The following is a 24,865-nucleotide window of genomic DNA, read 5'->3' on the forward strand; positions in this document are numbered from 1 at the left end:
CATGCTCTAGTGCTGGCCGGGCTGCCGCATTCGATCCTGTTTTTGTGCGGCATGAACGCCGTGCGCTCGCCGATGGCCGAGCAATTGGCGCGACGGCTGCTACCCGCCACCACTTTCGTCGCGTCGGCCGGCGTGCGCAGCGGCGAGCGCGACCCCTTCGTCGACGCCGTGCTTGCCGAAGAAGGCCTTACGCTCGGCGAGCGGCAGCCGAGGACGCTGGACGAGCTGGAAGACGATTATTTCGACCTGATCGTGACGCTGGCACCGGAAGCGCATCACGCCGCGCTCGAGCTCACCCGGTCGCTCGCCGTCGAAGTCGAGTACTGGCCGATGCCCGATCCGACCGACACCGGCGGCACGCGCGAGCACATAATGGCCGCCTATCGCGATGTGCGCGAGCGCCTGAAAGCGCGCATAAGCCGACGTTTTTCGCTTCCAGAGGCAAAAAACGCGACGGATTAAGCATGTTCACAAGCAGGCGATTATCATATAGGTTCCGCCGCGAATTCCGGCCGGCCGCCGGAACCTCCATCCAAGCAAAGGTATCGAATGCCGAAGGAAGAAGTCCTCGAGTTTCCAGGTGTGGTCACGGAACTGCTGCCCAATGCGATGTTCCGCGTGAAGCTCGAAAATGAGCACGAGATCATCGCCCACACGGCCGGCCGCATGCGCAAGAACCGTATCCGCGTGCTGACCGGCGACAAGGTCCTGGTCGAGATGACGCCTTACGACCTGACCAAGGGCCGCATTACCTACCGTTTCAAGTAACAGCCCGGCGCGAACCGCGATGAGCAACCTGCAGAAGCTCGTGCTTGCCTCGGGTTCGCCGCGCCGCATCGAGCTGTTGCAGCAGGCCGGCATCGAGCCGGACCGCGTGCTGCCCGCCGATGTCGACGAGACGCCGCTGCGCGCCGAGCATCCGCGCTCGCTGGCGAAGCGCCTTTCCAAGGACAAGGCCGAGAAGGCGCTGGCTTCGCTGAAAAGCGAAGACGACCATGCGCCGGTCTTCATCCTCGCCGCCGACACGGTGGTGGCGGTCGGGCGCCGCATCCTGCCCAAGGCCGAGACGATCGACGACGCCGTGAACTGCCTCGGTCTGCTTTCCGGCCGCTCGCACCGTGTCTATTCCGGCATCTGCCTGATCACCCCGAGCGGCAAGCTCAGGCAGCGGCTGGTGGAGACGAGAGTTCGCTTCAAGCGGCTGCCGCGCGAGGAGATCGACGCCTATATCGCGTCGGGCGAATGGCGCGGCAAGGCCGGCGGCTATGCCGTGCAGGGCCTCGCCGGCTCCTTCGTCGTCAAGATGGTCGGCTCCTACACCAATGTGGTCGGCCTGCCGCTTTACGAGAGTGTCGCGCTGCTTTCCGGCGAGGGCTTCAAGGCGCACAAGAACTGGCACGTCGCGCGGCCATGAGCCCGGACGAAAAAGTAACGCCGCTCAGGCCAAAGCGTCCCTGCCCGGAATGCGGCAAGCCTTCCGTGCGCGAGTACTATCCGTTCTGTTCGGCGCGCTGCAAGGACATCGACCTCAATCGCTGGCTGAAAGGCGCCTATGTCATCCCCGGCCGCGACGAAGAGGAAGAAGACGAAGGCTCGCAGCAGGCCCCCTCGCCCAAAGACGAAGAGTGAGGGCACGCGGCAATTGGCCGTTTTCCGGCGATTTTTCTTTCCCGACGAAATCGACACCTAAGCGCTGGACAGGCCGAATTCCCATGCTATAACCCACGCGCTTTCAAGGGGTGCCGCCCGGCGCTCCGGTGAAACCCGGCGGGCGATCCCGTTAGCCGGCACAGGCCCAGATAGCTCAGTTGGTAGAGCAGCGGACTGAAAATCCGCGTGTCGGTGGTTCGAATCCGCCTCTGGGCACCATCCCCTCCTCGCCCGACATTCCTTTTCGCCGAAACTTCTACGCTTCCATCTCTGCAAATCACTGAAATCGCTGATCTTTTCGTAGAGAACGACGTGGCTAGGCGGGTTTCGCGGAGATCTGGGCGTACTTGGTCCAAGAGCGCGCTGGGATGGTATTTCCGTTGGTATTGGGCATCCTGTTGGTATCAAACAGCCAAAATGAGGTCCGATCAATGGCCCTATCCGACGTCAGATGCCGAAATGCCAGACCCGCCTCCAAGCTCGTTAAACTGTCTGACGGTGGTGGGCTCCAACTTTGGGTGCAACCCACCGGATCTCGGCTGTGGCGCCTCGCCTATCGATTCGAAGGAAAGCAGAAGCTTCTGGCGCTAGGCGGCTATCCTCTCATTTCCCTCGCCGAGGCACGCCAAGCCCGGGATGACGCCAAACGCCTACTGCTGACTGGCATCGACCCCGCACAGGAACGCAGTTTGCGCAAGGCCGGTTCGGTAAAGGACACCTTTCGTTCAATCGCGAACGAATATGTTGACAAGCTGAAGAAGGAGGGGCGTGCCGACCGGACGATCAGCAAGGTCAAATGGCTGCTGGACTTTGCCTATCCGACAATCGGTGAAAAATGCATTCGAGAGATCGATCCGGCCATAGTCCTTGACGCCCTCCGTCGCGTGGAGGTTCGCGGTCGATATGAGTCGGCGAGACGACTACGCTCCACCATCGGGAGCGTGTTTAGATACGCAATCGCGACTGCACGCACTGAGGCAGATCCGACGTTCTCACTGAGGGGCGCACTCATTAGTCCGACCGTCACGCCGCGCGCGGCGATTACCGATCCAAAGGCTTTGGGTGGCTTGCTGAGGGCGATCGATGCATTTGACGGACAGCCCACAACCCGAGCGGCCCTGAGGCTGATGGCACTGCTGTTTCCCCGACCTGGCGAGCTGCGCGCCGCCGAGTGGGATGAGTTCGATTTCGAAAGATGGGTGTGGACCATACCTGGAGGACGCATGAAGATGCGACGGCCGCACCGCGTACCCTTTTCAAGTCAGGTCGTCAGTGTCCTGACCTCACTTAGAGAAATCTCTGGTGGTGGAGCACTGCTGTTTCCCAGTGTTCGATCGGGTTCGCGTCCGATTTCTGACAACACGCTTAACGCCGCCCTGCGCCGTATGGGCTACAGCAAGGAAGAAGCTACCGCGCACGGTTTTCGAGCAACGGCATCAACTCTGCTAAACGAATGCGGAAAATGGCATCCGGACGCCATAGAACGGCAGCTGGCCCACATCGAGAGCAACGACGTTCGTCGGGCCTACGCTCGGGCAGAGCACTGGGAAGAGCGCGTCAAGATGATGCAATGGTGGGCCGATTATCTGGATGAACTCGAGAGCAAAAACGCGCGGGTAATCTCGACCGGGGACACTGCCGTCCATACACTATCGCGAGGGTCTACTTTGAACCCAACATCGACGCAAACGCCGAGCCGAATCTGCAACCTCCGGAAATTGTCCTGACGGTCAACAACTGAAACTGGGCGACCAAGTGGTTGGCCCGGAGGGTCACCGTTTTCTATACAAAATCAATACGTTAGCGGGTGATTCGCCAGCCCCTTTCCTTCGTATTCTATCAAATGGCCTGGCGAACCTAAGGACCTGGACGAGGACTAGTTTCCGATGCAGGTGATGTCTCTGTCTTTCCCACGAAAATGGTAGATGGAACGCGTGTTACCACAAGGATATGAGCGCGTTTGGTCTGGGGGACCAGGAGCGCAATGGCAACTCCGGTCTTTGTAACACGATGCCGTCAACGCAGCATCAAATCTCACAGATGTTGGCGCACTACCGAGCCAGGAACTGTCGAAAACGATCTGATCGACTCTCGCGGAAGACCTCTTCAGGCGGCCCCTCCTCTTCGACAACTCCTTTGTGAAGGAATACGACCTTACTCGACACGTCCCGCGCGAAGCCCATCTCATGCGTGACCACGAGCATGGTCCGCCCTTCTTCCGCGAGCGCGCGCATCACTTTCAGGACCTCGCCGACAAGTTCAGGATCGAGCGCGGACGTCGGTTCGTCGAAAAGCATGACACGGGGTCGTTGGCCGAGCGCACGGGCGATTGCGGCACGCTGCTGCTGCCCGCCGGAAAGATGTATCGGATAGTGATTAAGTTTGTCGGCGATACCGACCTTGGCCAGAAGCTCCTTTGCCTCCTCTACGCATTCGGCGCACGTGCGGCCCTGAACGTGGATCGGTGCTTCGATGACGTTCTCAAGCACCTTCTTATGCGACCATAGGTTAAAGCTCTGAAAGACCATGCCCACGCGTGCGCGGAGGCGATCGACCTGTTTACGGTCAGCTGGCTGCAGGCCGGTTTTCACCTGTCTCATCCGGATGGTCTCGCCACCGATGGAGATTTCTCCGCCGGTCGGCGTTTCAAGCATGTTGATGCACCGCAACATCGTCGACTTGCCCGAGCCCGAAGACCCGAGGATTGAAACAACATCCCCGTCATAAGCGTCGAGCGACACGCCTTTCAGCACATCGAAAGCGCCGTAGGCTTTTCGCAGATCACGAATGCGGACAGCTGGAGCCGTGGCATCGACAATCGGATTTCTCTGCAGTTGCAGGCTCATATCGCGTCTTCTCTCTCGATGACGGCTGGCGGTACAGATGTAAGATGCGGCGTCAGCCAGCATTCCAGTAAGTGAATGATCCGCGTGATGACGTAATTGATGATCAGGTAGATGCTTCCCCCGACAATGAAGACTTCGACAGCGCGGTAGGTTTCGGAAATCAGCTTGGCGGCAAGGCCGGTGACTTCCATCATGGTGATCACCGATGCCAGCGCTGTCGCCTTCACCATCAGTATGATTTCATTGCCATAGGCCGGCAGGGCCTGGCGGACGGCAAGGGGCAGGATGATGCGTCGGAATATCAGGAACCGGCTCATGCCGCAGGCCCGGGCAGCCTCGATCTGCCCCTCCGGCACGGACTGCAGGCCACCGCGGATTATTTCACTTCCGTAGGCGGCCGTGTTCCGCGCAAGCGCGATTATGGCGCACCAGTAAGGCTGGCGCAGGACCGGCCACAGCACGCTATGCCGAATTGCCGGAAACTGGCCAAGACCGTAGTAGATCAGGAAAATTTGCACCAGCAGGGAGGAGTGGAGCGGAACGCGAAGATGTAACTACGAGCGACCCACTCGACCGGGCGGCTGCCCGATAGCCGCAGCATTGCCAGCACCAGGGCAAGGACCATTCCGAGCCCGACCGAGATGAATGCCAGTTGCAGCGTCAATGGAACGCCGGGCAGCAGGCGCAGCAGGGCATCAAGCAGGGATCCGCCACGCTCAAGAAGGTGTTGCAAACTGGAAAACAACCAAGCCTCGCACTGGCCTTCCTGTCTTGATCTTATGGTCTATGCAAACGCGCCTCATCGCGGATTGGATAGCGAAAAAGTGGCACCTATCAAAGACGCCTGGTTGAAGTCGCGGCGAAGTGGCAACAGGCTCTGTGCCGGCGAGTTGACGTTATTGCTTTAGGGCGTAACTTTCATCCTCCGACCGGCGTACCCGCCGGTGGCAAGAGGACCTGATCATGGCGAAGAATGTGCTCGTTCTGATCGGCACCCGCAAAGGTGCCTTCATCCTGGAAAGTGATTCCAAGCGCAAATCGTGGGGTCTCAAAGGTCCATTCTGCGCGACATGGCCGATGAACCATCTTGTCGGCAACCCGACGACAGGCACGATCTACGGCGGCGGTGGCAATGAATGGTTCGGCCCGGCCGTCTGGAAATCGACAGATCTCGGAGAGAGCTGGACGCATTCGAGTAAGGGGCTCGCCTATGAGCGAGGCGCCGAGCCGATCACAGCGGTGTGGAGCGTCGCGCCGAACAACGGCATTCTTTATGCCGGCGTGCAGCCTGCCGGCCTGTTCCGTTCCGACGATCGCGGTGAGACCTGGCAGCATGTTGAAGGGCTGCGAAAACACCCGTCACGCCCACAGTGGAGCCCTGGCAACGCCGGCCTGATCCTTCATTCGATGGTGCTTCACCCGAATGATGAGAACCAGATGTGGATCGGCATCTCGGCGGCCGGCGTATTCTATACGTCGGACCGGGGCAAGACATGGGAGGCCCGCAACAAAGGAACCCGTGCCGATTTCCTACCGGAGGGAGAAAACTATCCAGAGTTCGGCCAGTGCGTTCACAACTTCGTCATGGCTGCGGGGAAGCCTGACCGGCTCTACCAGCAGAACCATTGCGGCATGTACCGCTCGGACGACGGCGGCAAGAGCTGGCAGAGCATAGAGCAAGGTCTGCCGTCGAGCTTCGGCTTCCCGGTGGCTGCCCACTCGAGCAACCCCGACACGGTCTTCATGATCCCACTCAACGGGGATACGGCGGGCCGCTATATGCCCGATGCGAAGGCAGCGGTGTGGCGCACGCGCGACGCGGGCAAGACTTGGCAGGACTTGCGCGAAGGCCTGCCGCAGCAAAACGCCTATTTCGGTGTGCTGAGGCAGGCGATGGCGACGGATCGGCTGGAGCCGGGCGGCGTCTATTTCGGCACATCGAGCGGCACGGTATTTGCCAGCGCCAACGAGGGCGATAGTTTTGCACCTATCGCCGAGCATCTGCCTGTCATCACCTCGGTCGAGACAATGGTGGTCGAAGGGTAAGGACTGTGCCGAAAGATTCGCGTCATACGCGACCCAGCCAGACCGTTGCAATCACGGTGCGATTGCCCGGCGTGCTGGTGGACCTGTTCCCAGGCTCGACACGCTCGGTGACGATGCCGGCATCAACTGTTGACGAGATGATGGATGAGTTCGACCGGCGGTGGCCGGGCATGCGCGACAGGCTCTGCGACTCGACGCCGGCGATCAGAAAGCACATCAACGTCTTCGTTGACGGCGAGCGCGCCAGGCTTGATACGCCGCTCGAACCGGGGGCGAAGGTGTTCGTCATCATAGCGATCAGCGGAGGATAGGTTTCGGGACGATCTACTTTTCGACGCTTACGTCCCGCCCGGACATCGCCGTCTGCCACGGAAGAGCAAAAAAACACCGCAGCGCGACCCTTCGCGCCAGTCCGTTCACCCAGGCTGCCCGCGACTCGCCACCAGATGGAAGTTCGGAGGGAGGTCAGCCCAAGCTGACTGTTTCAGGACGGACATGTTGAATCCTCGTCGACAAATCCGTCATGGTCGTCATCTCCGTTGTCACCGTTCTCCTCATCTATGCGTCCGTCGACATCATTATCAATTTTGTCGCCGCAAAACCCCGTGAGGGTCGTGACATGAACATACGGTGTGAACCAGGCACGCGCCACGCCGTCTTATCGAGCAAGGCTATAGGGTGGTCATTTGCGCCAACCCATTTGTCGGCGTCGCCGACGTCATCCATCAACATGATTAGTTCGTCCGCCGTCATATTTTTTTCGAGCTTTATAGGTTTTGTAATGGGTGGGACTCTGTGGATATGGCCATTGAGTTCAACCGGCTCTGTGTTTCGGAGTTCGCCGAAATCCGGACCCGAGAAATCCAATCCAGCCTTGAAGGCTAAATAGAGCTTAGCATGTCCCTCGGCTGCCTCATGTCCGTGCTCCGCCTCTGGTATCTCGGTAAGGATGCCAATTGAATCGAGTGCCTTGCTCGGATCTACCCAGACCTCGACGAATCCCTTCGTCGTCTTTGCCGCGCGCGCAATCCGTGCGCCTCCTTGAGTAATCGAGTCGAACTGAACTGCTATCTGATGCGATCCATCCGAGAGGGTAACCAGAGGCGATTTTGTGATTTCAAGTAGTCCCGAAAATAGGATCACTTCCGGCTTTCCTTCGGGTTTTTTCCCAAATACCACCGATGTCACACCGATTGCCTGCCCGAAAATGGCTCCCCCTCGAACTGCCAACGGCGATGAAAATGGGGCAAAAGCATCCTGTCCAGAAGATTCTCCAACCGAGAAGCTGATCGTAGCAAATAGCACGCTAAGTAGACAGGTAAGAGCTCTCATCTGACCATCTCCCTGAATTTCTGATGTATTTAACGTTATTAATTTGCCTCAAACCCGGATTGGCCTGTGCAGTGACTAGCCGATCGAAGCCAGATCGACTTCTCTTCGGCTCACCCAAGGGTTTCTTCGCCATAAAAACCACACTTGTAACCTGCATTTACAAACTTGGCTCTCTCGACAGTCTCCGTACGAGCTAATTGAGGTAGCTTGGCCTCTGTGTTTCGTAGATTGGAGAGAGACAAGCAATAGGTTTTGCGCTCAAAGCGAGGCAGGGATCCTGTATTGAGAAGTGATGTATCGTCTTGGTCGGTGTAACCCCTTCGCTCCTTTTTTTGACTTTGTCTGCGCGAAATTGGTCCAGATACCTGAAATATCAGCCTCGACAACGCGTCGCCGGCCAATACCAGCAGCACCGACTATTAGATGAAAGCACATCGTGATCCAGCCGTGAGCCGCCAGCTAGCCCAGCGAAGTAGCATAAAGATAAGTTTCTGCCGCTCAATTGGAAGGAGATACCGATGCCCAGCCAAAGGAAACCGCGTAGTCCATCTCAGCAGACTGCAAGCACGACGCCCAGCGGACGCCTTCCGCGAGGCCAAGACTATCTACACACCATTCGATCCGACCAGTATATCGAGTTCTCACCTGGCCTGCTGGGTGACGGTATGGAGCTCTTCAGCGAATTCGTTACGCTGGTCGGTATTCCCCTTGATCCCCCTATAGGAAATACCGACACGATCATGGAGCGCCTCGATGATGCGACTTCCGATGCGCCGGTTCCGACACGAATTGTGGCTTTTGCAAATGTCAGCGCGGCGCCAGTCAAACTGAAAGGTAACGGCGCACTTGCCGGATACTATGATCTATATGTTACGCTTTCCCCGACGCGAGAGTCAGTAGGTGAAGCTATTTATCATTTCGAAGATGATACCAACGGTACATTCGAAAGCAAGGCTGAATTCTGGCCACTTTTCGAACTTCGCCCCCTAGGTCAGGGACATTCGATTTTTGTCGACACTGGCGTTGCGCGAGTACCAGGCTTTCCGATGAACATCGGGAGTGCGGGGGGCCGATGGTCGATGAGGCCACCGACTGATCGCGTGGTAACTTCCTTCAGAGCCGCCCCCTTCTTTTATGAAGGAGAGGTCATCATCACGGCGCAGCGAGACGGCCAGATTTCTCCCTTGGTCGCTATGCAGCACGCGGGCCCAACGATTGCGGCATGCGCCAAAGATCAAGCGGAATTTACTTCGGCCGACTATGCCGGTCGCATGGGCCGAGTCCGGTTTGGCACGACCAAGCCAGCGGCCAACCGGGAGCTTGAGTGAATAGCGTGCGGTTAGGGCTGCAGGTTCTTGGCAGGGCCTCGCATACCGTGATAGTGCTCACGGGCGCAGCCCTACGTTTCGGCACGAGCCGATTAGGAAATGCGGCGGCCAGAGACAGGCCGCCGACGTATTCTCTTGGAGCGGCAGTCTTCCACGTCGCCCGCAGTCTTGGTGGCGGCTGGATCAAGATCGCACAGATTTTATCTACGCGCCACGACCTCTTTTCAGCGACCGACATCGCGCTTCTCTCAACTCTTCGCGCCAGCTGCAGCCACCAACCCCTTGCCCTGGTTATCGCTGATGAGGACGCATGGATAAGGGAAATCTTTGACATACAGCCGCATCCGATCGCCTCCGGCGCTATTGCTCAAGTTCATCTAGCAACTGATCGACGAACGGGGGACCTGATTGCGCTGAAGTTAAAAAAAATTGGAATTGACCAGCTGATAGGGTTGGACCTACGGCTCTTCTCCGCAGCCGCGCGCATTTTGGCTAGGGTTCCTCAAATTCGCTCGATTCCGATCAAAGAACTATCAAAAGATATATCGGACAAACTTTATGAACAGCTCGATTTCGAAAAGGAAGCTCTTAATATTGAAATATTTAGGTCTTGGAATTTTTTTCCTAAACGGATTAGATTTCCGACTGTAGTTTGCCGACCATCCAAAAATATACTTGCTATGTCTTTCGAGACAAACCTGACTCCAATCGATCAATCAAATTGTGAAAATCAACATGAAGTTATTAAAGATTGCATGCGGTCGATTTTTGAAATGATTTTCTTTTTTGGAATTGTTCATTGTGATATCCACCCTGGAAACTTACAGTTGAACCAATATTCCCAGCTATTGTATCTTGATTTCGGACTAGTTTCCCGCATGGAAGCAGCCACGATGGGGAACTTTCGTGAATTTTTTTTGAGCGTCTCACTTGGAAAGGGAGACATCGCGGCCAACATAATAGTTAATACAGCGATATCAGTTCCAGAAATTTTCGATATTGACAAATTCCGTTTTGACGTTTCGAAGTTAATTTCTAGCTATTCTCGTCTAACAGCTGAAAAGTTTAGCCTGACGACATTTGTAAGTAATCTTTATTTAATTCAGAGGTCTCATGGTGTTTACGGAACTCCCGAATTCTTTTGGCCAATTTACGCACTATTTTGCATCGAGGGTCTCGTAAGGAAACAGCATCCAAAACTCGACTTCCAACGCATGGCCATGGACTATATTATCGAGCGCCGCTTTGGAGCCGCACCATCCATTGAGCGCTGACAGCGTTGCCAAGTCGATGCGCAGAGTTCTCCGGGTCAAGTGTGAGTGAACTGCTGGAGTGCTCTGGCAAGATCCTCAGGTGGTGTAACAGCCTGCAGGCCTCGACTTGTTACCTCCATGCAACCAATCTCCTGAAACCCTTTCGCCATTAAAATATTCTCGCCGCCATTGATAACCATATAATCAAAGTCGAGGCCAATCTTGTGTTGACGAAGATAAGCGAGTCGCATTCGAACCTCGATTTCGTCAAGGGCATGGAGCTCTTCGTAGTATTCGCAAGACACTTGCAGTGTTACTAACCGAAAATTCCCTTTCAAGTCGGCTACAATCCCTGCCGCATAAGCCTTTAGAAACGACTCTCGGCAGCGACCTTGCCAAGATATGTGTCGGGCGAAATACACATTGCCCACGACATTTGTGTCCTCAAAAGTTACGAGGTGCCGATACACAAACGGCTTGCGCGAATCCAATGCCGAATCGCGAATATTGGTGTACGCGGTCATTCAGGGGCCATCCTTGAGTGAGCTAGCGCGACGGTTTTGAAGCCTGCTTGAACCGGCAGGCTCACCACTAGTACATGCATGTCATCGACACGGAGCGATCCACCAAAGCGGAGTTTCGCCACGTGGCCAGGCGAAATCTGACGGTCGATCTTCCTGCAGGCTTCGACTGCAACGAACTCGGGGCCGGCTGTATCTGATGTTTCAATATCGCATCCGATCATTGTTTTGGCTGTGACCGCCAGCGTTACGCTATCGCGGTGGGCGATGGTGATCGAACCCTTGCCGTCGATTCTTATCGGCCGACCGTCGGTCCGCCGATCGACGCAGCCTGAGACTTTCAGCATCGACAGGGCAGTATTCCGGCGATCCTGCCGTGAACCCAACTGATCTCTCACAACAGCGATTTTGATGCTCTCGTCTCCAAAGGTTTCCCTGGCCACTCGCTCCAAGAACGGAGTGATCAATTGGCCTTCGCACGCAATCACATCCGATGCATCCATTTCCCCGATCGATTGAAATGCTGCCCGGGTCCAGCGTTGCACGATCTGGCCTTCCGCAGTCTCAGCTTCTATGTCGAAGACGTAGAAGCCGGGCCTTGCCTTGCGTTCCCGTGCGCGAATGATTTTCGGACAAGCGTGCGACACCAATTCGATTTGATCGATTGAGACGGGCAGGACCGTTCTGTGCGGTATGGCAGCCTGCAAGGCGTGCATGCAGGCATCTGCCAAGCCCGGATCCCAAAGGATCGTTTGGGCCGCTTCGTATGACCCAAACCATCCATCCGGTCCATTGTCCGTGAGCGTTGCTGTGATTGATCGCGAGTTCACAGCCAGGAACCGGTCCACACGCCGGAACCGGCCAGAATGAAAGAACAGCCGGCCATATAGCGGACCGGCGTCGAAACTTTCCGCTTCAACAAGACTGTCTGACTGATACTTTGAGCCGATCGAAGTGCCTGTTCCCAACCTGAAGGTTGCACGAACAGCGGCAAACAGGAAATTGTCATCAGCTGCGAAGAGCGCCGTCTCAATTCTGCCCTCAGCCCTAACCGCTGCCAGACGTATAGTCACCCCACCGGAGTCGCCCACATGGATGGCGCGTTCGAATACGATCCTTTCCATAGACGCCAAGCGCGCTTGCGGCGACAAGCACAAGGCTGCTTGACCTAGGGCCTCCAATGCCATGACGCCTGGGAAAACCCGGTGGCCGCCGACGATATGATCGTCAAGATAGCGATCCCGCCCTGGCAAAATTTCAGTTTCAAGCACGATCTCCTTGCCGGGGTAATGGAGTACGGGTCGATCTACAAACCGCAGCGATGGCAGGGTCGTGGAACCCAAATCCAGGCCGTAAGGGAATCCGAAGCGGCTCGTAACTGCGACAGCCCCCGAAGCACCCGACTCAACGAGTCGATTAAACACGGTTAGAGCGTCGTCAACCGAAATTGGGTCAACACCAGCAGTGGTCAGGCGATCGATGGTGCCGAGACGCTCGCCCATTCCGACACCACCCCATATTGACCATTCGAGCGCAAGCGCCGATCGTCCCCTTTTCGAAGATGCCCAAGCAAGAGCACGATCAGTCAGCGCGCTGTTAGCCAGGGCGTAGTGGGCTTCTCCCTCGAGCCCGATCCGGCCTATTAGCGAGCCAAACGTCACGATCCTCCGGAGGTAAGATCCGCAGCAAGACAAGGCGTTGTCAAAAGCATCGATCTTGGGCGCCAAGCAGCGACGCGCCGTCGCCGCGTCTACATTCGAGATCCGCATCGGCTCGTTAACGGCAGCTGCGTGTACGAGAACCGACGGCGTGCCCACGGTCTTGAATACCGGAGCAAGCCTGGATCGCAACTGCACCGCATCGCACGCATCCGCACGCACGTATGTGCAGTTAATGCCTAGCCTATGGGCTCGAGCGAGAGTGTCTGAAACCTCCTTGTTCTCGGGAGCTGTTCTGCCCACGAGGATCAACGCGGCGCCTCTTTTCCCGAGTTCCAGCGAGCACTCGGCGGTGATGCCTCGGCCGCCTCCAACGATCAGTGCAACATCGCCCACTCCGACCGCCCCGGATTCCCGGTCGGTCGCGGGTTCTAACGGAACAAACTCCGGAGTTTTCAGTGATCCGTCGGAATCGACCCGCAGCTCGGTATATCGGCCGGCACACGCTCTGAGAGCCTTTGTCAGCGTCTCGTCAGTGTGAAGTTTCTCGTTGAAATCAACGACACGAACGGTTTGGAAGGCCCCTTCGAGCGCTAAGGACCGTGCAAAGGCCGAGATTGGCGAGCCTTTGTGAACAATGGCGAAGTGCCTGACGCCACGACGCGAAGCTTCTGCGGTCACGCTGATCAGCACCTCGGCGCATGTGCGGGAGAACGGATGCGGAAGATGCAGAAGCCAAGCTTCCGTTGAAGTTGGCAAAAGGGGACTATCGCTGGATGCCGAAAGCCGGATTGTTGACCAGGCTGCCGTATCGACATCTGATGACAACGAACCACCCACCCACCGAATTGCGTAGGTGTCTACCCAAAGACGGGCTCCCGAGATCCGATCGCCTTCACCGTTGCTTGGGCCAAACTCGCGCAGTTCATCGAGCGCGCTAGCCAGTATGCGCGGCGTTGCGTTGGCAAACTCAGTAGGAACCGCGGGCGGCCGCACCCCGAGGGCATTAGCAGCGGCGGTCACTATTCGTGAAACGGACAGCGAATTCAGATGCAACGCTTCGAGGAACCGGTCGTCGGCGCCAACTGCTTCCTGCGGAAGCCCCGTCAGGGTCGAAATGACGGACAGAACTCTAGATAGGCTGTCCCCGGTTGCGACCACGGGTACATTGATGACAGCCATCGGATTTGTGATTGGACCTTGTGCGCCTGGCACCGCTGCCGACCCACACGGATTGGTCAGGAACGCCGAAGGCGCCGGATCAAATTGCCTGATTGCGCGCTCGGCGAATAGCGGAGCACAGTTGATGCAATGTCCGCGTGCATGAAGCTCCCCGAGTGTAACGAGAAGTGGATTGATGGACTGGCCAAAAGCGTCGATAGCCAAGGCTGGGATGCCACAGTCCTCTATCAGCCTCACAAGTCCTTGTCCCGGTCCGACTTCAACTAATATGTCAGCATGGAGCCGGACCTGCTTCAATGCAGCCTCAAAGCGAACCCGGCGAACAAGCTGGTCTGTCAAGAGTGATCGCAAATTGGTTGCGTCGCCGACGATTTCACCAATGACGGTCGACACCACCGACTTCTCACAAACCTGAAGCTCTATTTCAGCAAGTGCTTCACGCCAAGGCTTCAAAGCTCCGAAAATGTCTGCGCTATGAAAGGCGTGCGAGGTCGCCAGAAGCGTGTGATCGATATGGCTACTCTCAAAGATGTGTTTGAGGCTTTCTATGGATGCGCGAGGACCGGCAATCACCGTTTCATTTCGACCATTCTCACACGCCACAACAGCGTTCAGGACAGTTGCCGAAATCGCCTCGGCCTCGGCTGAGGGTAGCGCTACGCGCAGCATGCTCCCGCCTGCCGTGGAATGATCAGCCATTATTGCGCCGCGCTTCGCTGCAAGCTCGACGGCAGTCTGCCTCGCCATTACACCGCCCCAGGCAAGCGCGGATATCTCGCCGAGGCTGTGACCGATGCCGATTTCGGCGACCACACTAAGTCTCTCCAATAGCGCAAGTCCAGCCATGCTCGCAGCGACTATTGTGGGCTGCGCGACCTCCGTTGCGACGGAATCCACTTGGCAACGTTGAGGAATTTGCGATCGGAAGGCATCGGCGTCAGAGAAGCACCGCGCCCAAAGTCCGCCGTCAGGTCGTGAAGGTGCTCCTTGCCCCGGGAAAGCAAAGCCTATTCGCGGGGCAGAATGGTTTTTGCCCACCAGAACGCCAGCTTCACGTATGAACGATGATCGTCCGTTTTCGAGCAACGATTTTGCATGCAGCAGCCGTTCCGCAAGTTGCTTGGTCTCAGAGGCCACAACTGCGGCCCGAATATTACCTGCCCCTGCTTTAGCTGCAGTTGCGGCAGAGGCATCCGAAAGCTCAGATATCGAAAGGGACGGTGCCCTTGCCAAAAGGACGTCGAGATCTCGAGCAACCTCATCAGGCGTGGCTCCTGAAAAGAGAAACAGCTCTGCATCGAAGGCGGCGGGAGCTCGCAGCGACACCGATGCCTTCTCGGGCTTGCCTACCTGCTCAATGACGACATGGGCATTGATTCCACCGAACCCGAAACTCGACACGCCGGCGAGTCTTCCATCAATCCGCGTCGGAACGACGGCGGGCTGAACCCTGTTTTCCACCTCCGCAAAGGCGGGATGCGGATCGCGACACCCGACATGAGGCGGCAGCACCCCTTGGCGCAATGCTTCGATAGCCTTTGCCAGGCCCGCAAATCCGGCCGCAGCTTTCGTGTGACCTATGTTTGCCTTGATTGATCCGATGAGGAGCGGGTTCGATGTCCGGCCACGCAACGAGGCCAGAGCTCGTATTTCGGTTGGATCGCCTACAGCTGTCCCGGTGCCATGGGCTTCCACGAAGGCCAGATCCGCGGGGTCTGCGTCTGCACTTTCGTAAGCTCTCCTGTATGCAACCAGCTGTCCTGCGCTGGATGGCCGGGTCAACCCCCCTGCTCCATCCGTAGAAATTCCCCAGCCGCGAAGCACGGCCAGCCGGTCGAAACCGGCGCGGCGTGCGTCACCATCTCGCACGATTAAGGCGAACGCTCCTCCCTCTCCTGGCCAGAAGCCTGCCGAGTTAGCATCGAAAACCCGCATATCGCCTTTGGCAAGCGCACCGTTTCGCGAAAATCCGACGAGCTCGAATGGATCAATACTGAGATCCACACCGCCAACCACAACTGCATCAACCTGATGTGACGCCAGCAGATTGGCTGCGTCCGCGACCGCAACAAGAGATGACGCGCATGCTCCGTCGACTGTGTATGCGCCACCACCCAGGTCAAAATGGTTGGCAATTCTGCCGGCGATCGTGTTCGCCAGTCCTCCGGCCAGGCTGTCTTCGTTCGGCGGCGGGAACTTTTTCCGCACCTCGGCACCAAATGCCTGCCTGAGCCTTAATCCGACAGTCGCCTCGAGGCCCTCGATCTGGACAGCGTTTGCCAACATGGCGTCGAGGAAAGGGAGCCGGTGCCTGAGCATCGCGGCCCGGCTGAATTCACCGGTCAGCGTATTTGCAACGATCACCGCCGTCCGGCTGCGATCAAGTCTGTCGAGGCCTGCCTTGCAGATCGCGTCAGCGGCAAGTTCAAGCGCCAGCCAATGAGCCATGTCGGTTGCTTCAAAGGTTGACATGGGTACGCGAAATCGAGCGCGGTCAAATTCCCAGCCTGTAAGGAGTCCCGCCATCACCGGCGCAATCGAGTCGGCTTCGCCGAGAAGGCATTCTGCATACTGTTCGAGGTTCAATCGCTCCTTAGGGATTGCCCGGAACGCTCTGCGTCCCTCCATTGCATTTTGCCACAACCCGGTCGGGCTCCCAGAATCGGGAAACCGGCAGGAGAGCGAGACGACGGCTATTCTAGTTTGCGGCTTCATCACTCACCCGGGGAGAGAGCAGCGGACCTTCGGTTCTGACCGGCAGACCGTACCCTGAGGCCAGCATTGGCAATTGCAAGCAACGCTCCCCGTCCGGCAGTCACTACAGTGAGCGCAAAGAACAGGCCGAAAACCACGTGGAGTTCCATGAAGACGGCGTAGGCAAGGGCGACCGCAACAGCGAAAGCAATCTGCCCGCGCGTTCTGGCAGGGGTCGTTGCCGGGTCGGTGATCATGTAGAAAGTGAACAGTATGAAGGCAAAGCCCGTCATCGGCACAAGGCCGGATGTAATCGGTGTTCCGTTTATGGCTGCACGAATGATCGCCTGCGCAGCGAACGCCGTCACCCAGGTGAGGATTAACGGGATCCTGCCCGTTGCTTTCCTGTTGAGGTAACTTCCGGTTCCAACGATAACAAGCGGCAGAAGCCAGTCCACGAAACCCCACGTATTCTCGGAAAACTGGTATGGCGGTGCAATTCCCACTGCGGGGAACAACAGCAGCGTTACGGTGATGCCGAAATTCGAAGGGTTGAGGAAGTGTCTCGAAACCGGTTTGCCGTCCTTATCCTGCCCCTGAGCTACCCGAAATACATATTTTGATCCCACCGCAACGCTCGCCGCAAAAGCAACGGCAGCCAGATTATCAGCTGAATACAATAGCATGCCAACTGCAAGTCCGCTGATGTGAGCTGGTAGCAGAAACCTGACCAGATCCAGGAATTCGCCTGCGTAGCGAGGTTTGCGACCGGCAGCGCGCGCTTCCAATGTTTCGCCGATCAGATCTACTGAATAGGTTATCCCCACCGCGACAAAGGGGGTGATCCACGACTGCTCAAACCCAAGGAAGGCGTGGCCGACAATGTTCAGGACAGTGATCGCGAAAGCAAAGCGGGACAGCCCACCCAGACGCTTCTCGGAATACCAGCGTTCCGCAACAGCTTCGAAGCGGTCAACGCGACGACCAGTCAGTGGCGTTGTTGCGGTCGACATCAGCCACCTCCATTCCGGGAGTTGTCCTGCGGGGCAGCGGCCAGCGCATCGCCGAGTACCAGCCGATGCCGCCCGGGCGTCAGCTTCATCGTCATGGTCTGCTGGCCAGCAGGGGCGCGCCATCTGAATTGCACATCGAACCGGGCGTCGGAGGCCACCTTGCCAAGGCCGATGTGGATTTCTGGCGCACGCTTTCCGGCATGGCCGGATCCACCATCCACGACCGAAGTGACGATACGTCCATCCGGAAGAACGACGCGCGCTTCGGCACCGATCGCGGGTCTTGTACCCCCGACGGCTCCTGCTACCCTGAGATCAACAACGATCGATTGTCCGACATCCGTTGACACGTTTCTCAGAAAGACAGAAGGACTCCATTGCCGTGCAATAGCGACGGAGAGCCGACCATCGCCGTAGACGTCGCCGGTCGCGATCCCGCGCGAAACAGTTTCGGAGTCCAGCCCGAGAGACTTCCAGACGTCTGCATACCTGCCGTCGCCCATCGGGAGGAAAAGCCGATCATGATCCCGTCCGGAAAGTTCATCCCCCTGGGAAAAACAGGGCCATGCGGCGGGATACTGCAGAAGCTCGTCATTGCCCATGGCAAGCTCCTGAAGTACGGGCCATCGGTTCGTTGTCCCCTTGATGAAGCCAATTGCCTGAAGGATCGCCGGCCGCCCCGAATTCAGCAGGTCCGCAAACTTGATGTCCCAGCCCCAGCCGCTGATCCAGGTCCCGTATTCCGTGCTCCGGTCGACGTAGGGCGCTACACCTCTGAGCCATGCTGTGTCGTCACCATTGTTGACGAACAGGAAATTGCTCTCGAGAAGCGCGTATGGAGACGCGATGTTGCTTACTGCAAGCGCCGAGCGGCCGTCGCCGACCAGATCTCCAAAATCGGCGCCCATCCCTTTGAAAGAATCCTGGCCAAGAACTTTGGAGCGCGGAACGCCGAGAGTTCTGGTCCCTTTGACCAGTTCGAAATGCGGTTCGCCAGGAGTTGACCGGTTCAGGAGAAGCCGGTCATTGCCAAAATCGTTGGCAACATAGATCTCGGGCAGGCTGCGAAACTTCTGCATGTCGCCTGAAAGCGACGCGTCATCCAGATCGCGCGCGGCAAGTGCCAATGTCCACCCGTCTGCCATCTCGTCGGTGAATGCCGCGCTTGCGTCGCGGAAAGCTACGGACGTGCTGGTGGCACCCTGCCATAGAAACAGCCGGTTTCTCCCGCCGTTTTCTGCACGTGACATGGAGTGCTGCATGGCAACCGGCTTGTCCGACCGGGGATCGAGCACCCGATCGCCGTCGCGAAAGTAGTTCCCGACAACAAGGTCCGGATGGCCGTCACCATCAACGTCGGCAAGAATGGCTGCATTCGTGTTCCATATCTCCGGAGCATCAATCAGCTCGACGGGCGTGAACCCTCCCGCATCGAGATCCGGGCGCTCGTTGCGAAGGAAAATCACCGGCGTTCTGCCCCAGTAGTAGACGATGAGGTCCATCCGACCGTCTTCGTTGGCATCCGCCGGAAGACAGCCCATCGGGGCAATTGTTCGGATATCGAAGCCTCTGTCGGGAGGCTCCAGGGCAAATGGTACGAAACGGTCGCCAGTTTGCGGAGCAGGCATCACCGTAACGCTGTCGTTGCGAGGATCGACAAGGCATATGTCATCCGGCAATCCTCGTCCCTGTATATCTGCAAGGGCGATTCCTGAACCTACTGACGAGATCCACGCGTCGATGCGCCTGAGCGAAGGATTGACATCACGAATTGTGCGGTAAGGTCGTCCCGTGTCCGCTGGCTGGAGATAGGTCGGCAACAATCGTAACGGTGCGGCCAGCTCGGCCGATGCTTCTGCCGTCAGCTGACGTGGAGACGCTGCCAGATAGAGCGCCACAGCTATCGACACAGTCACGATTTTCGCTGCATGTCGCAGAAGAAGGCTTGTCATTCGGCAGCCTCCAGTCGACAGACGGTCAACGACGAGGATGCCCGCTCTCGCCAGACCTCATAGTCAGGAACATCAGGATCGACCGCGGAGAGATCCTCTCGGGCTGTCCGAACCAGCTTGGACAGCTCGAGCGCCGACATGTCGCAAACTGTCCGAGCGGCAAGGTCGGCCGCTGCAGATGGCACGCCGGCGCGCGCGCGCGCCTCGCAGGCGAATGCGATACCTTGCGCGAAATGCCGCCCGTTTAGCTGTGCTGCAGTCAGGGCGATCCTGAAATCGGACCGGTCCGCGCAACCCGCATAGGCCATGGCGAGACCAAGACCGGCCCAAAGGTCGCCTTGCCGGGTTGACGGAAATCGCCGGATTGTGTGAACGGCATCTTCAACGGAGCCGCCGCGGACGAACCATAGCGCGCGTCCCAAGCCCTGGTCATACGCGTGCGCCGCATAGCCACTGTCGACCCTGCGCCAGAATGACAGGACGCGACGTGGCTTGAAGTACGTATCGTGAAAACCCATCCCGTCGAAAGCAAGCCAGCGCAGCAGCGGGTCAAGTGCTTTCAGTACCGGTGCCCTTCGCCAGGGCAGCCTTGCCATAGCCCATCCGCATCCGACGTGGGCCAGATAAGTGAAATCAGGAGCAAACTCGGCCAGCAATTCTGGGAGAACTGGCCGTCGTAAGGAGAATGCGTCATGGACCGCCACGCCCATGGCGCTGCCTTCAACAGCGAATCCGCGTAAGAAAGGGTCAACGTCCTTGCTGGCCAGGCGCACCTCGGCAGCGTCCCTGGCAAGGAGTCCCTTGTTGTAGCCTTGGATGAAGGCCTCGCCGATCATTTCGAGCTGTGCTCTTCGTTCCTTCGATGACGAAGCGAAACCACGTCGTTCGAAGCTTGCTTCAACAGGAGACAGAATAAATGGCCGCCACAGCATCTTTGGCGGCGACAGGACCGGAGGATCAAACGGGTCGAACGGAAGGGGGATCACGTCATTCCCTCATGATCGATTTTCTCAGTTGCTCAGCGATGACCTTGCATGCTGCCGCCAGGCCCGAAACCTTGAATGGCCTGTCAGAATGCCTGCTTGCGCCCAGTTCCTTGACCTCTCCGCGCCAGGTTGCCGGCTGACTTCCCGGATCTCCCCAGAAACGGAGCACAAACACCTTGTCCGGCTCGCCTGACCTGGCCTTTTCTTTCACGACCAAGGCTCCTTCGATTGACGAAGTATTTCGTGAAACGGTGTTTGCGTTCTCATCAGATTGTTGCGGCGAAGTCGAAAAACGGCGCGGCGCTTCTCAGTGAATTCTCACGAATGCCTCACGACCGGTGGTGCCCTCGATTTTCACGAAACGTGCTGTGCGCTCGTTGCGGGTCCACGCCGACATGCCGCCAGGATTCAGGCCTTGGCGCCGGTGAACCGGGCAGACATGTGCAGCCCACCGCAGCGGATCTTCATGTGCGGGCCCCGGGATCTTCGCCCTGACGTAATTTAGGGCACGAGACCAGGCGTAGCCCACGGAAACGGTCTGCCGGGCTAACTCTGGCCAGCGCGTTCCTCATGCGCTCATATTCCATGATGCCGAGCATTGCGAAGGGCATCGGCAGAAGGTTCATGGCAAAGTGCCAGGTCACCCTGAACCCTACCGCGAAATCCCGACTCCCGACGACACTTGCCGCCCCGAAGAGCGTGCTCATACCTATTGGTTTTCCGACAAAGAAGGCGCTGGTCGTGAGCATGATATGCTCATAGAGGTGGAAGGTCTCGATGTATAAAGCCCAGCGAACCCATTTCGAAGGCAGGCACACATAAAGGCAGACGAGGGCTGTCAGAAAAATACCGTTGCCTATCAGATGTAGCACTTCCATCCCCAGCATCGTGCGGCGCGCGGCATCGCCGGAAGGCGCCACAACGAGACCAATCTGCTGCACGAGGTTCATGGCCCACGGAGACATCCAGGGAGTGTCACGGCCGCAGATGTTCGACCAGTCGCCAAGAACCCAGACACCAAACTGGAATGCATGCTCCGCGAAATGGCCAATCTGGAAAATCAGGCCAAGCGCGGCAACCACTCCAAGGGCAATCTTGTAATTCCACACCTCGGAAGTTTGAGACACATCTGAAGTAGCCATCTCTTGTTCCCTGGGTCGCGTTGTGTCCAAGGCCCAAGACCTACGTCGTAGCGCTGGCGCCAGAATTACCAAACCCTCACAAGATACTGCCAACACCATCTTTGGCGCGAATTGCCCGCACTATCATTGCAGCGGCTACCGATGCCTGGCTAGCGAATGCTGTGCATTGATCGAGCCGGACAGGATTTCCAATCGGGAGGTTTGTGATTCAAGAGCTCTGCTGGGCCAGACCAGCATCAGACGAGAACGGGCGTCTCCGAGCGAACTTCGCGAGCATGTTCCTGCAGCGACTGCCCGCGTCAGAGCCGCCATCGCGAAGCGTTCTCATCCGTGTGAAGTGGGCGCGGCGTTACCGAAAGCGGGCAGTTGGAGCCTAGCATCGAGGATACCTGCCGACCCATCGACCAATTATCCAGACAATGACACGATCCGAATGTGCAAATCTGGATATGCCTTTGCCAAGGATCAATGGCTGGACAAGAAGGTGCCAACGTTTGATCACAGATGCAGTGAGTGCCGTGGGAATGCGAGCACTCGCCTATAGGGAATGCAAATTCAGCACACCCCGCTTCTCAAGGCAGAGTGTTTGCCGGATCGACTCTATGTCGTCGTGGTTGTCGCATTGCCGGATGAGTTGAAAGAGCCGGGCCGTTTCAGGCATCGGTCCAACTCCGATTTCTGCACGAAGAACTTTCTGCCAGCGCTCGAAGAACCTGGCCGCCTCGGCGCGCTGCTCATCCAGGCACAACAGACCAAGCATATTTCGAACGAAGAACTCGCGGAAAGGATCGAATGAAAGGACCTTGCGGCATACTGCAATCGCGTCAGCGTAGTCACTTTGCCTGATATATTGGGCAAGCGCATTGTGAGCGAGCGTGACAAAGCATGTATGAACTCTCTCGCGCTCTTCCACAAACAGGGCATCTTCTTCGCCATCCAGAAATGGCCCCTGGTACAATTCGATTGCGGACCTGATTGCCTCGAGCGTAGCTGCTACCTGGGAATCTGATCCGAGGGCCACCCTTTTTGCCAACGCTGTGATCGCGTTTGAGTCGACGTGTAGCCAAGGCTCCTGATCCAGAACCACGTCGTCCCCGATCGATCGAAGATTTCTACCGCCGTTGCTGCTCGGCTCTTGCCCCAGAATCTTTCTCAGGCGCCATAGAGCAGAGTTCAACGCGGCCCGGGACCTCTCGGTGTTCATTTCCGGCCAGAAGAGATCCGCGATCCGTTCCCGACGATGAAGCCTGCCCGGGAAAGCAAACAGAAATGCAGCCATCCTCTGCCCCGACGGCCCAAGGTCAGAGTGAACCCGCCGACCGTCCACGGTGATAGCAAATGAACCCAATAGATTGACCTGCAACACGACCCACCCCCCAAACCACAGGGACTCGCCCGCGCCGACCGCCGCTTCAGGTGGATGGCCGCAATGTTACTTGGTTGTTGGCAATAATGCAGAGTTCGCTCACCATAAAATCACGGATCGCTAAAATTTCCCAGAGCTTTATTAGGTGAGAAGCAGTTCGGACTGGACTCCAACATATCACGCTGCAACTGGAACAGCCGTTACACGCGTGTCCGAGTATCCATAGTTTGCGATCTGCTGAGCGCGATCCTGGAACGCAGTGGGATCTGACGGCGTACGCGCTCGAAACCCGTCAACCATTCGGTTGTACATACAGAACGCCGAAGCGATCAGAATTGTCAGTTGGATATCGGCATTGCTGGCGCCAGAAGAGCGAGCCGCTGCGATGTGTCGCTCGGTGAGCTTTCGACCACTATCCCTCACGATCAAGGCGATGCGAATGAGCCGCTGCATCTTGCCGGACAAGCCCGTCAGCACTCCCATCTTTACGTCGTCTGTCAGCACACGCGAGCGATCCTCGCCGACGCCTTCTCGCTGTAGCAGCGCTTCTGCGAAGGCGGCATGCGTGTCCATGCAATAGAAACAGGCGTTGCCCGCGGATACCCCCGCTGCGATCAATTCACGTTCGGATCTCGTCAGCGTTGCACCCGGAAATAGCTTGACGAGAAGGGTGTCAGCAAGCGACCTCAGTGGCGTCGCCAAATCTGGCGAAATCATCATCGCGGCAAGAATGCCCGGAAAGTCCGGCAAGCCGTCCACGATAGGAGTCTCGGTTGCACGAAGCATCCTCTCAGCCTGTCTCGCATGCAGGTGGCTGTCCATTTGCTCCTCCTGGCATCGTAGCGTGGATGTCGAATTTTGATCCCATGCACCTGAGAACTGCTCGTGCGATCACGAAGAACTCACAAATCTCTCCATTTGATAGTATCCCGCCCTGCAAATTGTGAGCTCAAGGCGCGCAATGTCGTTCGCCTTTGGCGCCGGCTTGATTACGATAGGGTGGTCGATCCTAGGATCGGCATAACACTGCCGATCGGCGACACCCGACACCCGGCGGAAAAGCGCCATTGCGACGCTCATAGATCGGATCTCGAATAGACATGGCGCGAAGGCTGCCCACGTACTAACTTCGGTCGTTGATTTAATCTGCCGGATTCCGAACTTGGCCAACCCGAACTTGGCCAACGGTGACGAGTAGATTGGGGGAGGTTCCGAAACATGTCGTCGGACTCGCGGTTCATACGCCAGTCTCGCATGTTCCTTGCGCGCGTTAGATTCTGTCGCCGACGTTTGGAAGCAACGATACGGCCGTACGTTGAAGTCATAACGGCTCTCTATAGAACATGGCCAGTCACCATTGTGATATTCGGTCTGACCTTATGTTTCATGATACCCGGCCTGGCTGCCGAGCAGACGCATGAAGCCCTCCTCGAATACGCAAACTTCAATAAGCCGACTCAGGTGGTGTGGGGACGCTATCTCCTTACTGCGTACATTACTATCAGCTTGGGTAGCGTCATTCAGCATTGGAGCAAACGTTTGCTCGAAAGCCGCCGCCCCACGCTGATCGCCGTGTATCGCCGATTTCCCTACAGTGTGATTGGGAGATTTCCAGCGTTCGCGGTTGCAGTCGGCTTTTTCTCTCTTCAGGGTAGTTTGCCAGTCAGTCGCTACCCCTATGCAATCATGGCGGCCGGGTTGATTTTCGCGCAAATTGCCTATGACTTCCGGATTTCATTCCTCAGCAAGGTAACGACAAAAACAGGGCTTGGCTTCGAACTGCACCACCGGCTGAATATGACAAGAGAGGTAGTTTGGCTGGGCCCAATTTTTCTCTTGATGACGGCATTATTAATTCAGCTCTGGGGTTGACGTTGCCCCCAGTTTCTATCCAGT

Annotated in this window: 21 protein-coding genes, 1 tRNA gene and 1 pseudogene; 11 read left to right on the top strand and 12 right to left on the bottom strand. The window is 57.3% G+C overall.

Going from position 1 to position 24,865, the window contains the following annotated elements:
* Positions 1–9: 9 nt before the first annotated feature.
* The 6 genes from DH10_RS00335 to DH10_RS00360 all read left to right on the top strand — a co-directional run bounded on the left by DH10_RS00335 (position 10) and on the right by DH10_RS00360 (position 3,377).
* Positions 10–462 (top strand): arsenate-mycothiol transferase ArsC, encoded by a 453-nt coding sequence (locus tag DH10_RS00335; RefSeq protein ID WP_312891355.1) that lies wholly within the window; start codon positions 10–12, stop codon positions 460–462.
* An 87-nt stretch (positions 463–549) separates the two neighbouring features.
* Positions 550–768, top strand: a complete 219-nt coding sequence (gene infA, locus DH10_RS00340) for a translation initiation factor IF-1 (protein WP_006200926.1) — start codon at positions 550–552, stop codon at positions 766–768.
* Between the two features lie 19 nt (positions 769–787).
* Entirely contained in the window at positions 788–1,414 is a 627-nt protein-coding gene (locus DH10_RS00345; protein ID WP_192257547.1) for a Maf-like protein, read from the top strand.
* Entirely contained in the window at positions 1,411–1,629 is a 219-nt protein-coding gene (yacG, locus tag DH10_RS00350; protein WP_192257549.1) for a DNA gyrase inhibitor YacG, read from the top strand. The genes DH10_RS00345 and yacG overlap by 4 nt, the downstream gene beginning before the upstream one ends.
* Before the next feature lie 164 nt (positions 1,630–1,793).
* A tRNA-Phe gene (locus DH10_RS00355) sits at positions 1,794–1,869 on the top strand.
* A gap of 212 nt (positions 1,870–2,081) precedes the next feature.
* Positions 2,082–3,377 (top strand): tyrosine-type recombinase/integrase, encoded by a 1,296-nt coding sequence (locus tag DH10_RS00360; RefSeq protein ID WP_192384017.1) that lies wholly within the window; start codon positions 2,082–2,084, stop codon positions 3,375–3,377.
* Positions 3,378–3,701: 324 nt separating this feature from the next.
* Here DH10_RS00360 and DH10_RS00365 read toward each other — a convergent pair whose 3' ends face one another.
* Positions 3,702–4,496 (bottom strand): ABC transporter ATP-binding protein, encoded by a 795-nt coding sequence (locus DH10_RS00365; RefSeq protein ID WP_192384018.1) that lies wholly within the window; start codon positions 4,494–4,496, stop codon positions 3,702–3,704.
* Positions 4,493–5,199 (bottom strand): annotated as a pseudogene (locus DH10_RS00370) (ABC transporter permease). Before DH10_RS00370 ends, DH10_RS00365 begins: the two are co-directional and overlap by 4 nt.
* Positions 5,200–5,459: 260 nt before the next feature.
* On the opposite strand from DH10_RS00370, the gene DH10_RS00375 reads away from it, so the two are divergent.
* Both DH10_RS00375 and DH10_RS00380 read left to right on the top strand, forming a co-directional pair.
* Positions 5,460–6,542 (top strand): WD40/YVTN/BNR-like repeat-containing protein, encoded by a 1,083-nt coding sequence (locus DH10_RS00375; RefSeq protein ID WP_192384019.1) that lies wholly within the window; start codon positions 5,460–5,462, stop codon positions 6,540–6,542.
* Between the two features lie 5 nt (positions 6,543–6,547).
* A complete protein-coding gene (locus DH10_RS00380) occupies positions 6,548–6,853 on the top strand; it encodes a MoaD/ThiS family protein (RefSeq protein WP_192384020.1) in 306 nt (101 codons plus the stop codon).
* 247 nt (positions 6,854–7,100) lie between these two features.
* Here DH10_RS00380 and DH10_RS00385 read toward each other — a convergent pair whose 3' ends face one another.
* The gene (locus DH10_RS00385) at positions 7,101–7,874 is read right to left on the bottom strand and encodes a hypothetical protein (protein ID WP_192384021.1); all 774 of its coding nucleotides are present in this window, start codon (positions 7,872–7,874) and stop codon (positions 7,101–7,103) included.
* Positions 7,875–8,539: 665 nt separating this feature from the next.
* Between DH10_RS00385 and DH10_RS00390 the strand changes: the two genes are divergently transcribed.
* Both DH10_RS00390 and DH10_RS00395 read left to right on the top strand, forming a co-directional pair.
* The gene (locus DH10_RS00390; protein WP_192384022.1) at positions 8,540–9,202 is read left to right on the top strand and encodes a hypothetical protein; all 663 of its coding nucleotides are present in this window, start codon (positions 8,540–8,542) and stop codon (positions 9,200–9,202) included.
* Complete coding sequence (locus DH10_RS00395) at positions 9,199–10,476, top strand: AarF/UbiB family protein (RefSeq protein WP_192384023.1); 1,278 nt, start codon at positions 9,199–9,201, stop codon at positions 10,474–10,476. The genes DH10_RS00390 and DH10_RS00395 overlap by 4 nt, the downstream gene beginning before the upstream one ends.
* 35 nt (positions 10,477–10,511) lie before the next feature.
* Here the strand turns inward: DH10_RS00395 and DH10_RS00400 are convergent, their stop codons facing one another.
* The 9 genes from DH10_RS00400 to DH10_RS00440 all read right to left on the bottom strand — a co-directional run bounded on the left by DH10_RS00400 (position 10,512) and on the right by DH10_RS00440 (position 23,791).
* On the bottom strand, positions 10,512–10,979 hold the full coding sequence (locus DH10_RS00400; RefSeq protein WP_192384024.1) for an acyl-CoA thioesterase: 468 nt from the start codon (positions 10,977–10,979) through the stop codon (positions 10,512–10,514).
* The gene (locus DH10_RS00405) at positions 10,976–16,531 is read right to left on the bottom strand and encodes a type I polyketide synthase (protein WP_192384025.1); all 5,556 of its coding nucleotides are present in this window, start codon (positions 16,529–16,531) and stop codon (positions 10,976–10,978) included. The genes DH10_RS00400 and DH10_RS00405 overlap by 4 nt, the downstream gene beginning before the upstream one ends.
* On the bottom strand, positions 16,531–17,523 hold the full coding sequence (locus DH10_RS00410; RefSeq protein ID WP_192384026.1) for an enediyne biosynthesis protein UnbU: 993 nt from the start codon (positions 17,521–17,523) through the stop codon (positions 16,531–16,533). Before DH10_RS00410 ends, DH10_RS00405 begins: the two co-directional genes overlap by 1 nt.
* Complete coding sequence (locus DH10_RS00415; RefSeq protein ID WP_192384027.1) at positions 17,523–19,475, bottom strand: CRTAC1 family protein; 1,953 nt, start codon at positions 19,473–19,475, stop codon at positions 17,523–17,525. Before DH10_RS00415 ends, DH10_RS00410 begins: the two co-directional genes overlap by 1 nt.
* Positions 19,472–20,461 carry a DUF1702 family protein gene (locus DH10_RS00420; RefSeq protein ID WP_192384028.1) on the bottom strand — a complete coding sequence of 330 codons (990 nt, stop codon included), beginning with the start codon at positions 20,459–20,461 and terminating at the stop codon, positions 19,472–19,474. The genes DH10_RS00415 and DH10_RS00420 overlap by 4 nt, the downstream gene beginning before the upstream one ends.
* Position 20,462: 1 nt before the next feature.
* Positions 20,463–20,672: a hypothetical protein gene (locus DH10_RS00425; RefSeq protein WP_192384029.1), complete on the bottom strand. Its 210-nt coding sequence runs from the start codon at positions 20,670–20,672 to the stop codon at positions 20,463–20,465.
* 253 nt (positions 20,673–20,925) lie between these two features.
* Positions 20,926–21,603 (bottom strand): DUF6008 family protein, encoded by a 678-nt coding sequence (locus DH10_RS00430; protein WP_192384030.1) that lies wholly within the window; start codon positions 21,601–21,603, stop codon positions 20,926–20,928.
* A gap of 538 nt (positions 21,604–22,141) precedes the next feature.
* The gene (locus DH10_RS00435) at positions 22,142–22,882 is read right to left on the bottom strand and encodes an AfsR/SARP family transcriptional regulator (protein ID WP_192384031.1); all 741 of its coding nucleotides are present in this window, start codon (positions 22,880–22,882) and stop codon (positions 22,142–22,144) included.
* Between the two features lie 264 nt (positions 22,883–23,146).
* Positions 23,147–23,791: a carboxymuconolactone decarboxylase family protein gene (locus DH10_RS00440; protein WP_192384032.1), complete on the bottom strand. Its 645-nt coding sequence runs from the start codon at positions 23,789–23,791 to the stop codon at positions 23,147–23,149.
* A 564-nt stretch (positions 23,792–24,355) separates the two neighbouring features.
* Here DH10_RS00440 and DH10_RS00445 point away from each other — a divergent pair.
* Positions 24,356–24,841: a hypothetical protein gene (locus DH10_RS00445; protein ID WP_192384033.1), complete on the top strand. Its 486-nt coding sequence runs from the start codon at positions 24,356–24,358 to the stop codon at positions 24,839–24,841.
* Positions 24,842–24,865 lie beyond the last annotated feature (24 nt).

Origin of the sequence: Mesorhizobium silamurunense (assembly GCF_014843825.1) — a bacterium.
Lineage (GTDB): Bacteria > Pseudomonadota > Alphaproteobacteria > Rhizobiales > Rhizobiaceae > Mesorhizobium > Mesorhizobium silamurunense.